Consider the following 12998-nt stretch of genomic DNA (forward strand, 5'->3'; position numbering starts at 1 on the left):
AGCTTAGAACACCTTCGGCACGTGGACGTGTCCGAGGCCCAGGTGGAACTGAGCATTTGCCATGTCGATGAGCTTGTTGAGGCCGGTCGGGTCGGACAGGACGATCAAGCCGGTGGTCAGGACCGCAGCGAGGATGCCTGCGAAAGCGCCGAGGGCGTGTCCCTTAGAGCTGCCCGACGTCTTCGTGTTGTTGTTGGTGCCAGGATTCGTGTTGTTGTCGCCTGGTTTCTCGGTCTCGCCTGGCTTCTCCTCGTCCTTCTTGTCGGACTCCTTGCCGGTGTCAGGGGTTTCCTGGGTGTTCTGATCCTTGGTGTCACCAGGGGTCTGCTCGGCGGTTGGAGCCGTGGTGTCCTTCGCTGGGGCGTTCTCCTCTGCGAACGCAGGGGCGACGGTCAACGAGATTGCGGTTGCGGCGGCAACGGCAACGGTGGAAATGCGCTTCATGAAATCTCCTGAAGTTGTTTGAAAGGATAGGAATTCGAGGCGAAACCACAGCAATGTCAATGAAATGCTACGGTCTCCACGAATTGTTGCTAGAAAATCTAGCAGATAATTGACGCTTTTAATAGTTAGAACGCCTGGACTGGCTACGGCAAAGTATCACCTAGACGTGGTGCAGCGGTATACACTTTGCTGTTATGAGTGAACAGGAACAGCCAGCTTTCCACGCGGTACACGCCGCGGACGTTCAAGCAGCGCAGTCGAAGATTTCTGCGGTGATTGAGCCGACCCCATTGCAGTACTGCCCCCGCTTGTCGCAGCAGTACGGTGCCGAGATTTTCCTCAAGCGGGAAGATTTGCAAGACGTTCGTTCCTACAAGATTCGCGGTGCGTATTACAGCATCTCACGGCTCAGTGACGAGGCGCGTGCAGCCGGCGTCGTTGCGGCGTCAGCGGGCAACCACGCTCAGGGTGTGGCCTACGCATGTCGGGCGTTGGGGATCCAGGGCAAGATTTTTGTGCCGAAGCCAACGCCGAAGCAGAAGCGAGACCGAATCCTGGTGCACGGCGGCGAAAACATCGAGTTGGTCGTCGTGGGGGATACGTTTGACGCCGCTGCGGAGGCCGCCCGCAAGGACGCTGCTGAGCGCGGTGCAACCATGGTTGAGCCTTTTGACGCCCGTGATACCGTCATCGGGCAGGGGACAGTTGCGGCGGAGATCGTGTCGCAGTTGTCAGTTATGGGCCGCGAGCTGGACACCATCTTCGTGCCAGTCGGCGGGGGAGGCTTGCTGGCTGGCGTGCTTTCCTACGTGTCCGACATGGTGCCTGGCACTGCGGTCGTAGGCGTTGAGCCCGAGGGTGCACCGTCGCTTGAGGCCGCCCAGGAGGCTGGTCACCCTGTGACGCTCAACGAAATTGAGTCCTTCGTGGATGGCGCGGCTGTGAAGCGCACCGGCGATTTCCCGTTCGCTGTTATTGAGGAAAACCTTGCTCGCACGCACCTGCTGCGTTGCAAAGAAGGCGCGGTGTGCACGTCGATGCTGGAGCTGTACCAAAACGAGGGCATCATCGCGGAGCCTGCGGGCGCGCTGTCTGTGGCGGCACTATCGCAGATGAAGCTGCAGCCGGGCAGCACGGTGGTGTGCATCATCTCTGGTGGCAACAACGACGTGTTGCGCTACGCAGAGGTCATGGAGCGTTCGCTTGTGCACCGCGGACTGAAGCACTACTTTTTGGTGAACTTCCCTCAGGAGCCAGGGCAGCTGCGCACGTTCCTTACCGACATCCTTGGACCTAACGACGATATCGCCTTGTTCGAGTACCTGAAGAAGAACAACAAGGAAACCGGTGCCGCACTGGTTGGCCTGGAGCTTTCTTGCGCTAGCGACCTCGAGCCGTTGCTTGAGCGGATGGAGGCGTCGGTCATTGATTGCCGACGCCTCCTCCCAGGCACACCAGAGTATGACTTTATTGTGTCGGCATAACCAGGGCGAATGCCCACGGTTCTAAGCGGGTTTCGTCGGCGGAGACCTCGGCGCCACCGAAGGTGTACAGCAGGGTTCCGCCCACTGGGGCGACGGTGCCCTCCGACCCAAAGTTTGCCACCAGCACTGCCTGGTCACCCATGGTTAGCCACGCGTCGTCTGCGCCCTGGGCTGGGCCGTGATCTACGGTCAGCTGGCGAAGGTCGTCGCGCGCCATCGGGTACTGCTTGCGCAGCTCGATGAGTTTCTTGTACGCGCTGAGGATCTCGAGCTGCTCCTCGTCGAAGTTCCAGTCGAGCTTCGCGGAGGTAAACGTTTCCTCCGCGGCAGGATCCGGGACGGCTGAGGAGTCCCACCCCATGCGGGCGAACTCGTTCATGCGCCCCTGGCGGGTCATTTCCAGGAGCTGTGGATCGCTGTGGGAGACAAAGAATGGGAACGGCGTGCGTGCACCGAACTCTTCGCCCATGAAAAGCATCGGGCTGAATGGAGATAAGAGTACGACGGCCGCCTTGAGGACCTGCTTGCGCGCACTGAGATACTGCGACGGGCGGTCACCCTTCGCACGGTTTCCGGTCTGGTCGTGGTCGGTGGTGTAGGTGACCATCTGCCACGGTGCGACGCGGTCAAGGTCGAGCGCCTTGCCGTGGGTACGCTGGCGGTACACGGAGTAGTCCTCGCGGAAGCGGTAACCGTTGCGCAGTGTATCCGCCAGGATTTCGAGCGTGCCATAGTCGGCGTAGTACCCGGCACGCTCGCCGGTGACCAGCGTGTGGATCCCGTGGTGGACGTCGTCAAGCCAGTGTGCGTCGAGCCCGTAGCCGCCGCGCTCCGGGGACTCGAGGAGCCGTGGGTTGTTTTGCTCCGATTCGGCGATGATGGTGCGGGGGATGCCGGTGGAAGCTTCAACTTCGTTGGCGACGTTCTTGATTTCCTCCATGATGGAGAAGGCCAGGCGATCGTCGTAGGTCTGCACCGCGTCGAGTCTCAGGCCATCGACGTGGAACTCGTCGAGCCATTGGAGCACGGCGTCGAGTACATATGCGCGGACCTCATCCGAGTGGGCACCGGACAGGTTGATCACGTCACCCCAGCCGGTGTGCCCTGCGGTTGTGTACGGACCGAAGTTGCCGTTGTAGTTACCTTCGGGGCCGAAGTGGTTGTACACCACGTCGAGGATGACGGCGATACCGCGGGCGTGAGCAGCGTCGATAAGGGTCTTGAGGCCCTCGGGGCCGCCGTACGATTCCTGCACGGCGAACCAGTCCACGCCGTCGTAGCCCCAGTTGCGGGCACCCGCGAAGGGCTGCACCGGCAGCAACTCGATGGAGTTGACGCCAAGTTCGGCAAGGTAATCAAGCTTTTCGACGGCTCCCTCGAACGTCCCCTGTGGCGTGAAGGTGCCCACGTGGAGCTCGTAGAGGACTTGGTCGCGAAGTGCGATGCCTTCCCACGAATCATCCGTCCAATCGAACGTGCTGCTGGTCACCTCTGATGGTCCGTGGACGCCCTCGGGCTGGAAGCGTGATCGCGGGTCGGGAAGAGGCTGTGACCACTCGCCGTTGCGCAGTAGTGAAAAGCTGTAGCGCGCTCCCACCTCAGGATTTGCGACTTCGCGTGGAACCACCCACCAGTCCCGGCGGGCATCGTCGCGCTGCATCTCGAGCGTGCGGGGCCCTTCGCTGTCGTGGAGGTGCAGGCGCGCGGCGCGCGCGTTCGGAGCCCACACCCCAAATTGTTCGGGCATCGGAGTTTGCTTGCTAGACATACCACCAACTGTATGGAAGTACCATAACCGTCGCAATGGATTTAGAGTGGAAGCACTATGCGCACATCGTACGAACTGCCTGCCGCCGGTGACATCACCACCCACGAAATCGAGATCAAACGATCCCGATTCATCACTTGGATCGGCCGCACCCAGTGTGAAGCCGAGGCACGGTCCCTGATCCAGCAGGCCCGTGAGACTTACCCGGATGCACGTCACCATTGCTCCGCATATATCCTGCACGTCGACGACGCCCTGCCCGTCGAGCGCTCATCTGACGATGGTGAGCCCTCCGGCACCGCAGGCAAACCGATGCTCGATATGTTGCACGGTTCAGGGATGCTCGACCTCACTGCGGTGGTCATCCGGTACTTCGGCGGTATCAAGCTGGGCGCCGGTGGGTTGGTCCACGCCTACTCGGATTCCGTTGGCCAGACGCTTCCACTGGTACCGCGGGTGCTGCGTAGTACAAAGGAACTCGTGCGCGTCGATCTGCCGCACGCGGAGGCAGGTCGCATCGAGGCCGAGCTGCGCAACGCAGGCTTTGACATTGTCAACGTCGAGTACGGTGCCGCCGCCACGTACACGCTGGCGCACGACCCCGGACAACGCGAAGCACTCGACGCGCAACTCGCAGCGAGCACCCAGGGCCGCGCGGAGGCAGAAGAAGCAGGTCGCCAATGGATTGAATCTGCACGCTAAACTGTGTGCCATGACTATGCAGCCTCGTCCATCGAATCCGATTGAATCCCGCAAGCAGGCGGTACGCCGTTACTCCAAGAACGCAGTCGTGTGGGCCGGCGGTGGCCTCGGCGCTGGTGTAGCGCTCGGCCTGATTGCCGGTTCGTGGCAACTGTTTATCGTGTGCCTTGTCATTGGCGTGGTTGGCGGCTATATCAACTGGAGCAAGGTGCAAAAGATCGTAAACCATCACGACAACTACTAAACAAGCACGATGACTAGCCCAAATACCACCGCGACGAGGATCGACGTCTGGCTCTGGGCTGTCCGCATCTTTAAGACGCGCTCGTTGTCCGCAGAGGCGGTTCGCGCCGGACATGCCAAGCTCAATGGCAAAGCAGTCAAGCCCTCAGCACAGGTCGTGCCAGGGGATCGGCTCAAGGTGTGGAAGGACCATCGCTACCTTGACCTGGAAGTCACCCAGACGCTGCAGAAGCGCGCCGGAGCGAAAATCGCCACGACCTGCTATGTAGACCACTCCCCACCTCCTGTGACATCGGAGGTGTTTGGTGCGCTGCCCGTACGGGATCGTGGGGCAGGTCGGCCGACGAAGAAAGAGCGCAGGCAGCTCGACCGCCTGCGGGGGCGCAACAGCTTCTAGGCGTTCTCGCCCGAGTTTGTTTGCGGGGCGCCGCCCTCACGGAGTTGGGTGAGCCTGCGTGTAAGTTTGCGTTTGCGTAGTAATGGCCGGTTTCCGCTTTCCCACGTGCGGTTGATGTGCTCCTGCCCGTACTTGTTCAGCAGGAGGTCGTCGACAAGCCTGACTTGGCCTGGGGTGAACCGCGTCTGCAGCGTGTTCTGCACGGCTTCGATGTCTGCCGGGTTCGCTAACTCCGCGAGAGCAGAGACTGTCTCGATGCCGTCGGCGCTGAGTAGCTCGTGCAAGAATCTGTAATCATCAACGCGGGACAGGGGAAACGACGCCCCAAGGATCACGGTGAGCACGCCGGGGAGCGTCTCTGGTGCCAATGCCGCTGCGGTATCGGGAGCGCTCGGGCTCTGTTTTTGCGGGTTGGACAGCTCTGCGATTTGGTCGAACTGCTGATCCGCAAGTTCGATAAGCCCGGCTGCGAGCGTGAACGCGCGATCAATTTGTGGGTCCAGCTCGCCGTGAGAGCGCTTGTAGCGCACATCGTGCTCGAACTCCGCCCACGCGTGCTGTAGCACCGTCCGTACTTGCACCTCGAAGACTTGCCCGCGGTAGTGTTCGAGCTCCTCGTTATGCTCACCTACCTGGAGCACCAGGTGGTGCGAGCCGTATCCGAACGTGCCCGACACCCTCGTCTCCTGCGCCTTGTCCACGCTACGAAGCACGTCGAACTGATCCGCAAGCAAGCGAAGCACTGCTGGTATTTCGGTGGAATGCATCACGGTGATACGGGCCCCGATGAGGTCACGGATGTCGTTCCACGGGTCCGGGTACACAATCTTTCCACCACGACGCTTCTTAGCTTTCTCTTTCAGCGAAGGCCAGCTTTTGATACGCACATCGACGCGGTCAAAGTTGATACCGGCGTCGATCATAAGCTCGTGGAGCGCATGACGAAACTCCTCGGCAACCCCTTCGTGTTGCCGTAGCCACGCGAAGTAGGTGTTGCCGAGTTGCGCGATTGTGTCATTGTGCTTCGTGTTCATCGGCACAACAGTGTACCCACCGTTGCTATTCGACGGCCTCTCGACGCTCCAACAGCGCAGTAGGAAGGTACTCGAGCAGGACTCCGACCGGGACTGTGCCGTGAAACTCTCTACCGGTGAACCGCTCGAACCAGGAGCCCTGCGGCAACGTCAGTGTGGTGTCCTCCCAGCCACCCCGGCGCGCAAGTTCAAGGGGCTTTCGGGTTGCAACCGCAATCACACCAATCTCGGCCGTATCCCGGTGCTCACGAGCGAATCCGACAAAGTGCTGCTGGGATGGGCCGACCGCAAACACCGCGCGGTGCTTCCCCTCGGTAAACAAGGTCGGCGTGGTCTTTCGTGCCGTAAGGCATTCACGGATAACCAGCTGCTTGGCGGCGTCAACAGACTCGGATAGGCCGGGCCAGGACCGGCCCGGCGAACCGTCTTGCTCGCAGCCCAAGAAGTCACCCAGATTGAACTGCGGTTGCTGCCGTGCATCGAGATACCGGTGCAGCGTTTGCGTGCGTGCGGTGTAGTCGATGAAGCTTCGGTTATCTGGGTCGACAAGCGTCGTTTCGAAGAACTCCATGCCCTGGTAGGTATCAGGAATGCCAGCGCCGGCAAGCTGGAGAACTTTACGCCCCAGCGTTACTGCGACCGCCCCCTCATGGATGGTTGACACGAAGTCCGTGATCAGTGACGTTGCAGGCCCCGCCAGCACTGCGTTTACCCAATCGAGCACCTGCTGCTCATACGCCTCATCAGCGTCGAACCAGCTCGTATGCAGCGCTGCCTCACGCACTGCTTTGATCGCGTAATCATGCAGCCGCTGCGAAAGCGACTCCGTAACAATCCCATCCGCAGGCCAAACCCCCACGATATTCTGCAGTAAGAAATGCGCCGTGGCGTGGTCTGGCGGAGGCAACAGCGCTGTCGTCGTGTTCACTAACTCCGCAAACGCGTTTGGTACTTCGGCGATCTCCAGCATCCGCGCGCGCGTATCCTCGGAACGCTTCGTGTCGTGGGTGCTTAACGTCGTCATCGTCTGCGGCCACAGCTCAGCACGCTCTTGCTGTAGCAGGTGAAACTCCGCCGCGCCCACTCCGAAGCGGCCAGGAGCGCCGCCTACTTCCTGCAGCGCCACCAACCGGTTCGCCCTATAGAACAACGTGTCTTCGACCCCCTTCGCCATGACCGCACCACACACCTGCGCAAAGCGGGTGCTTGCCTCACCTTCAGCGAGCAGGGCAGCCGCGATGAGGTCGAGGGCGTCGCGCCGGGAAGGGAAGCGCTGCGCCATATCGGCAACGACCGTCGCGGTAATCCTGGACAGTGATCGGTAATCGGCGCGGTAGACGGGGATGGCTGCGACTAATGCAATGACGGTGTCAACGAGGATTTCGTCAGAGACGGCGGAGCCGGCCGTCGAAAAGTTATCGCGCCGAATAGCGCGCGTAAGACGGCGAACCTCCGCCTGAAGCTCGTGCGTTGCCACCTCACGCTTGAGCTGTAGCGCCGCGGCATCAAGCGCCGCCTGATCCCACGTGGAGCCCGATTGGCGCAGTGCGAGCATACTGAGTGTATCCTCGGCCGTCTGGTTAACGAAGATGCCGTCGAGCTCGCGAAGCGCGTCGTAGCCAGTTGTGCCGTTGACGCGCAGGCGTGGGTCGAGCGGCTCGTCGGCCTCCAAGATCTTCTCGACGACCAGCCAGCGATCGGGACCAACAACATCACGAAGCCGTGACAAGTACCCGAAAGGATCCGTGAGTCCATCCGGGTGGTCGACGCGGACGCCGTCAATCAGATCCTCAGCCACAAGCTGGCGGATGATCGCATGCGTGTGTTCAAAGACCGCGGGGTCCTCTTGTCGGATGCCCGCAAGCCCGTTGACAGAGAAGAATCGGCGATAAGAAATGATGCCGTCGCGCCAAAACATCAGCTTGTAGGACTGACGCTCGTAGACCTCCTTCGGATCGTCGTCGAGGGAAGAGCAGGTGCCTGGCTTGAGTGGGAATACGTTGTCGTAGTAGGCCAGCACGATGCCGCTTTCGGGGTTGTCCTGATCTAAATAGCGCAGCGTGAGAGCATCTTCGTCGTGTTCCTTCCCGAAGATCGGCAGGCCGAGCTTCCCGCCCGCCCCGTTGTCAGCGTGCCAATCGATATCGAAGTAGCGCTCGTACTCAGAGTCGCGACCATGCTTGAGAACGTCCCACCACCAGCTATTGAGCTGCGGGGAAGCGACACCCAGGTGGTTCGGCACGATATCGATGATCACGCCAAGGTTGAGTTTTCTGGCTGCCTCCACGAAGCGCCGGAAGCCTGCTAGTCCACCCAGTTCCGGGTTGACCACAGTCGGGTCAGTGACGTCATAGTTGTGATTCGATGTCGGCAGTGCCTGCAAGATAGGAGAGAGGTACACATGGGAAATACCGAGTGACTCCAAATAGGGCAGACACTGCGCTGCCTGGTCGAAGCCGAACGCGCGACCCGACGGATCGGCTTGTGGGCCACGCAGCTGGAGACGGTAGGTTGATGTAATTGGGGCTTGCAATACGTCCTCCTTGAAGTTACCAGCCACCCTAGTAGCTCAAGACGCACTTAGCTGCGGACGCGAGAATCACAAGAGAGAGGGAAGCCAACCGAATAGCGCATGACGTGCTCCGGATTGGCGAACGCCAGAACTTCCTCCAAGGTGGCGTCGAAGACGAAGAGTTCTTGCTGATCGCGGGAATAGAACAGCAATTCGTTGTGCGGCATGAGTACGCGATCAACGTGAGCATAGAGCGTCGAGAAGAGTTGCGGGTGAGCGAGCCAAGACGCCGCATACCCAGCAGAGCTTTGCACCTGAACTCCCTTCGGTGCTCCGAACCCTAGCGAGTTTTCCGCTGGCAGGTAGTCCAAGATCACTCGGCCCTCGAGAAGATCGGTGCTCAGCATGCGCGCAGCTGAGTTCCACGCCTGGTGGACCGTCAAGCCCATCGCGCCAATGGACTGGTGCGTCAGGCCCTCCACCGAATCTGAGTCAAAGACGCACACCAACCCGGGCGCCAAACTGATGTAAGCGGTCGAAGCCCCGAAACCTGGCGTGAGCCACGCACGCGAAGAACTCGACGTGACTTCACAACGTCGGGCCAGACGGGGGAAAATGGGTACAAGCATTGAAGGGGCGCACGGAGCGGGCATATGAGTAGTCATATGTACTTAGACCGTTCAAACCCGCCGATGGTTCCCAAAAAGTTTTAAAACGGTGGTTGCTCGTTCAATCCTAGGGCATCCAGTAATTGATCGGCCTTCCAGATTGCTATGTCTTGGCCCTGCTCAATAAGCTGCCGAGCCCGCTTTTCCTTCGAGGTCATTGACCCCCATTCGCCAACAACGAGGATGGTGGTCTTCTTCGTCACGTTCTTGCCCACCTGGCCGCCCTGAGCAGCAATGCCTTGCCACAGCGCACCCTTATCAAATGGAGAAAACTCACCGGTCAGCGTGACGTGCTGCCCAAACAATGGCGAGGAAGCATCAGCATCGAGCGCCGGTTCTGGCACCGTGTCCGGGGTTGCCACCGCTTGCCACGGAGCTGGCTTGCGACCCTTGCTCTGCTTCTGTGTGCTCTTTCTAGAGGGGCCCGCTTGGTTGCTTCCAGCAGGTGCAGGAACTGCAGCGGCAGCTGCCTGCATGCCTCCCTTGGCGATGCTTTCTGCTTGCAGTGCACGGCCCGCGCCGGATCGGTCCCTGAGCACTGGAGTCACCCGATGGGAATCGATCGAGCCCAAAGTGAAGCCAGCGTCATGGACAAACCCAACAAGTGAACCCTGGTAGTGCGCCCGACGGGCCAGGCCAACCATGATGCCCGCACAGGCTGCAGCATCCGCGCAGGCGTCGTGGTGCTGCTCCAGCGGCACGCCGAAGTGAGACGCCAAGGTGGGCAACTTGTGGTTCTCAACATCAAGGTCGCACGAGCGTGCCTGCGCCAACGAGCATGCGAAGAGCACCTGTGGCGCATCCATCCCGACTGCACCAGCAGCTTGAAACAGCGCAGTGCTATCAAAATGCGCATTGTGAGCCACAAGGGGGAGGGAACCAGCGAACTCGACAAGTTGCGCAATACAGTCAGCCACACTTGGTGCGTCTGCCACGTCCTCCCGACGAATCCCATGAATAGCGACGTTGTGGGGGTCAAACTCGGCCCACTGCTCCGGAGGCATACACAACCAAGAAACGCGGTCAGTTTCTACACCATCAATGACTTTCACCGCACCGATCTGACAGATAGAACCCCACCTCTGGTTGGCAGTTTCCACATCAAACGCAACGAAATCAAAGCCAGGAAAACCGCTTGAACCGCTTCGCTGCGCGTCCTGCGTCGGGGCGTCGCCACGCTGTGCAGCAGAAATAGCATCCTCGAGCTCGCGCATCGCAGCGCCCGCGCCAGGCGCAAAAACAACGTTTACAACGATGTCGCTACACGTGATACTGACGGTGCCCGTGCTCCAGTCATCGCCTTCGGTCAAGTCAACCTTTGTGATTGCCTCTATCGGAATGCGCGTGGGCTCGCTGGAACCAGCCAGCGCCGCCTCCAAGGGGGTTGGGGTGACGACCAGCTCCGTATTCGAAACACTCAACGTCGCACGGCAAGCAGTAATCACAGCGTATGGCTCCAATCAAAAATCCGGTAGGCGGGTAGCACACATACTACTCACCCACCGGACATGAAACTGACGGCGGTCAAGCCCCTGGAGTTAGGCGTCCTCGCGAACCGGGGCACCTACCTGCTTCAGCACAACTGTAGAGCGCGCCGGGACGACTGTGGTCTCCGAGGCGCCGATTGTCAGCGTGCTCGCCGGGTAGCCAAGTTTCTCAGTTGTATCGATGAGCACCTCCCAGCTTGATCCGAACTCCTGTGGAGGAAGCGTGAATTCGATGTCTTCGTAGTGGGCGTTAAACATCAGAATGAATGAATCGTCTCGCACACGCTGACCGCGAGCATCCGGTTCTGCGATGGCGTCGCCATTGAAGTAAACCATCAGTGCCTTGCCAAACGCGAAGTCCCAGTCGGATTGCGTCATCAGCTCGCCGGACGGCACCAACCAGGCGATTTCGCGGTCGACAGCATCCGTGCCCAGCGCGCCGCCTTCCAAGAACCGGCGCCTGCGGAAGACCGGGTGGGCCTTGCGGATAGCGATCAGGCGCTTGGTGAACTCGTGCAGCTGTTCGCTGTCGTCGAGCTGTGTCCAATCCATCCACGCAATCTCGTTGTCCTGGCAATAGACGTTGTTGTTGCCACCCTGGGTACGGGCCAGCTCGTCTCCATGGGAGATCATGGGCGTGCCTTGGGAGAGCAGGAGCGTCGTCAAGAAGTTGCGACGCTGCTGGGCGCGCAACTGATTCACCTCGGGGTCATCCGTCGGGCCCTCGACGCCACAGTTCCAGGAACGGTTATGGCTTTCACCGTCGCGATTGTCTTCGCCGTTCGCTTCGTTGTGCTTGTGGTTGTAGGAAACCAAGTCATTGAGCGTGAAGCCGTCGTGTGCAGTGATGAAATTAATTGACGCAGTCGGGCGGCGATCGTTGTGCTGGTACAGGTCCGAAGAACCGGTCAGCCGCGATGCGAACTCACCAAGTGTCGCTGGTTCACCACGCCAGAAGTCTCGCATTGTGTCGCGGTACTTACCATTCCACTCGCTCCACAGCGCAGGGAAGTTACCAACTTGGTAGCCGCCTTCGCCGACATCCCACGGCTCGGCGATCAGCTTGACCTGGGAGACTACCGGGTCCTGTTGGACCAGGTCGAAGAATGTTGCCAGACGATCGACGTCAGAGAACTCGCGTGCAAGGGTCGAAGCTAGATCGAAACGGAAACCATCGACGTGCATCTCAGTGACCCAGTAACGCAAAGAGTCCATGATGAGCTGCAGTGAGTGAGGGTCGCGCACATTGAATGAGTTTCCGGTGCCTGTGTAGTCCATGTAGTGGAACTTGTCGTTGTTCACCAGGCGGTAGTAGGCCTCATTGTCGATGCCGCGGAAAGCAATGGTGGGGCCGAGGTGGTTGCCTTCAGCAGTGTGGTTGTACACGACGTCAAGGATGACCTCCATGCCTGCCTCGTGGTACGCCCGCACCATGCCCTTGAACTCGGCGACGGCGTCGCTCGGCTGCGCAGCAGCTGCGTAGTTGTTCTCGGGGGCGAAGAATCCAAAGGTGTTGTAGCCCCAGTAGTTACGCAGACCAAGGTCGCGCAGACGCCCATCCTGCAAGAACTGGTGGACAGGCAGGAGCTCGACAGACGTCACACCCAGATCCTTGAGGTAATTGACCACTGCTGGGTGTGCCATGCCTGCGTAGGTGCCGCGGAGGTTTTCGGGTACGTCAGGGTGCGTCTGGGTCATGCCTTTGACGTGGCATTCGTAGATGACGGTTTCCTCATCCGGGATGCGTGGTGCGCGGTCATCGCCCCAGTCGAAGAACGGGTTGATGACGACAGAGAGCATCGTATGGCCCAGCGAGTCTTCTTCGTTGCGGCCCGTTCCGGGAGCGTCTGCGTTGATGTCATAGGAAAACAGCGAAGAATGCTGTGAGAACTCGCCGTCGAAAGCGCGCGCGTAGGGGTCGACGAGCAACTTGTTCGCGTCGCAGCGCTTGCCGTTCGCTGGATCCCACGGACCATGGACGCGGTAGCCGTAGCGCTGTCCAGGTGTAATTCCTGGAAGGTAGGCGTGCCACACGTGGTTGTCTACCTCTTCAAGTTCGATGCGAGTTTCGGCGCCTTCGTCGTCGATAAGGCAAAGTTCAACCTTCTCCGCAACTCCTGAAAAGAGCGTGAAGTTTGTTCCGGCACCGTCATAGGTAGAACCTAGCGGGTATGGGGAACCAGGCCACACGACGATATCGTTCGCGGGCTTTGGGGAAGTAGAGCTTTGAATCATAAGGAATCACCATAGTGCACCCCC

Annotated in this window: 11 protein-coding genes; 4 read left to right on the forward strand and 7 right to left on the reverse strand. The window is 59.9% G+C overall.

What is annotated here, in order from left to right:
• Positions 1–3 precede the first annotated feature (3 nt).
• Positions 4–444, reverse strand: coding sequence for a hypothetical protein (locus tag JMN37_RS00315; protein WP_252930763.1), 441 nt, complete (start codon positions 442–444; stop codon positions 4–6).
• A 194-nt stretch (positions 445–638) separates the two neighbouring features.
• Here JMN37_RS00315 and ilvA point away from each other — a divergent pair, with 194 nt between their 5' ends.
• Complete coding sequence (gene ilvA / locus JMN37_RS00320; RefSeq protein ID WP_252930764.1) at positions 639–1928, forward strand: threonine ammonia-lyase IlvA; 1290 nt, start codon at positions 639–641, stop codon at positions 1926–1928.
• On the opposite strand, the gene treZ is transcribed toward ilvA, so the two are convergent.
• On the reverse strand, positions 1912–3696 hold the full coding sequence (gene treZ / locus JMN37_RS00325; protein ID WP_252930765.1) for a malto-oligosyltrehalose trehalohydrolase: 1785 nt from the start codon (positions 3694–3696) through the stop codon (positions 1912–1914). The two genes, ilvA and treZ, sit on opposite strands and share 17 nt — an antisense overlap.
• Positions 3697–3753: 57 nt before the next feature.
• Between treZ and JMN37_RS00330 the strand changes: the two genes are divergently transcribed.
• Genes JMN37_RS00330 through JMN37_RS00340 form a run of 3 tightly spaced genes read left to right on the forward strand, consistent with a single transcriptional unit; the run spans position 3754 to position 5038 of the window.
• A complete protein-coding gene (locus JMN37_RS00330; RefSeq protein WP_252930766.1) occupies positions 3754–4398 on the forward strand; it encodes an IMPACT family protein in 645 nt (214 codons plus the stop codon).
• A 10-nt stretch (positions 4399–4408) separates the two neighbouring features.
• Positions 4409–4642: a hypothetical protein gene (locus tag JMN37_RS00335; protein WP_070362240.1), complete on the forward strand. Its 234-nt coding sequence runs from the start codon at positions 4409–4411 to the stop codon at positions 4640–4642.
• Between the two features lie 9 nt (positions 4643–4651).
• A complete protein-coding gene (locus JMN37_RS00340; protein ID WP_071572478.1) occupies positions 4652–5038 on the forward strand; it encodes an RNA-binding S4 domain-containing protein in 387 nt (128 codons plus the stop codon).
• On the opposite strand, the gene JMN37_RS00345 is transcribed toward JMN37_RS00340, so the two are convergent.
• The 5 genes from JMN37_RS00345 to glgX all read right to left on the reverse strand — a co-directional run bounded on the left by JMN37_RS00345 (position 5035) and on the right by glgX (position 12974).
• On the reverse strand, positions 5035–6072 hold the full coding sequence (locus JMN37_RS00345) for a GTP pyrophosphokinase (protein WP_070362242.1): 1038 nt from the start codon (positions 6070–6072) through the stop codon (positions 5035–5037). The genes JMN37_RS00340 and JMN37_RS00345 overlap by 4 nt on opposite strands.
• Before the next feature lie 25 nt (positions 6073–6097).
• Positions 6098–8605, reverse strand: coding sequence for a malto-oligosyltrehalose synthase (gene treY, locus JMN37_RS00350; RefSeq protein ID WP_252930767.1), 2508 nt, complete (start codon positions 8603–8605; stop codon positions 6098–6100).
• A 47-nt stretch (positions 8606–8652) separates the two neighbouring features.
• Positions 8653–9066: a hypothetical protein gene (locus JMN37_RS00355; RefSeq protein WP_252930768.1), complete on the reverse strand. Its 414-nt coding sequence runs from the start codon at positions 9064–9066 to the stop codon at positions 8653–8655.
• A 227-nt stretch (positions 9067–9293) separates the two neighbouring features.
• The gene (locus JMN37_RS00360; RefSeq protein ID WP_252930769.1) at positions 9294–10697 is read right to left on the reverse strand and encodes an exonuclease domain-containing protein; all 1404 of its coding nucleotides are present in this window, start codon (positions 10695–10697) and stop codon (positions 9294–9296) included.
• A 93-nt stretch (positions 10698–10790) separates the two neighbouring features.
• Positions 10791–12974 carry a glycogen debranching protein GlgX gene (gene glgX, locus JMN37_RS00365; protein ID WP_252930770.1) on the reverse strand — a complete coding sequence of 728 codons (2184 nt, stop codon included), beginning with the start codon at positions 12972–12974 and terminating at the stop codon, positions 10791–10793.
• Positions 12975–12998: the final 24 nt, after the last annotated feature.

Source organism: Corynebacterium lipophilum, assembly GCF_024102595.1.
GTDB classification, from domain to species: Bacteria; Actinomycetota; Actinomycetes; order Mycobacteriales; family Mycobacteriaceae; genus Corynebacterium; species Corynebacterium pseudogenitalium.

What these genes read in the sequence shown, in the direction of transcription:
- ilvA (WP_252930764.1), top strand. Translation starts at nt 639, where the DNA reads ATGAGTGAACAGGAACAGCCAGCTTTCCACGCGGTACACGCCGCGGAC.
- JMN37_RS00340 (WP_071572478.1), top strand. Translation starts at nt 4,652, where the DNA reads ATGACTAGCCCAAATACCACCGCGACGAGGATCGACGTCTGGCTCTGG.
- JMN37_RS00345 (WP_070362242.1), bottom strand. Translation starts at nt 6,072, where the DNA reads ATGAACACGAAGCACAATGACACAATCGCGCAACTCGGCAACACCTAC.
- treZ (WP_252930765.1), bottom strand. Translation starts at nt 3,696, where the DNA reads ATGTCTAGCAAGCAAACTCCGATGCCCGAACAATTTGGGGTGTGGGCT.
- JMN37_RS00315 (WP_252930763.1), bottom strand. Translation starts at nt 444, where the DNA reads ATGAAGCGCATTTCCACCGTTGCCGTTGCCGCCGCAACCGCAATCTCG.
- JMN37_RS00335 (WP_070362240.1), top strand. Translation starts at nt 4,409, where the DNA reads ATGACTATGCAGCCTCGTCCATCGAATCCGATTGAATCCCGCAAGCAG.
- glgX (WP_252930770.1), bottom strand. Translation starts at nt 12,974, where the DNA reads ATGATTCAAAGCTCTACTTCCCCAAAGCCCGCGAACGATATCGTCGTG.
- JMN37_RS00330 (WP_252930766.1), top strand. Translation starts at nt 3,754, where the DNA reads ATGCGCACATCGTACGAACTGCCTGCCGCCGGTGACATCACCACCCAC.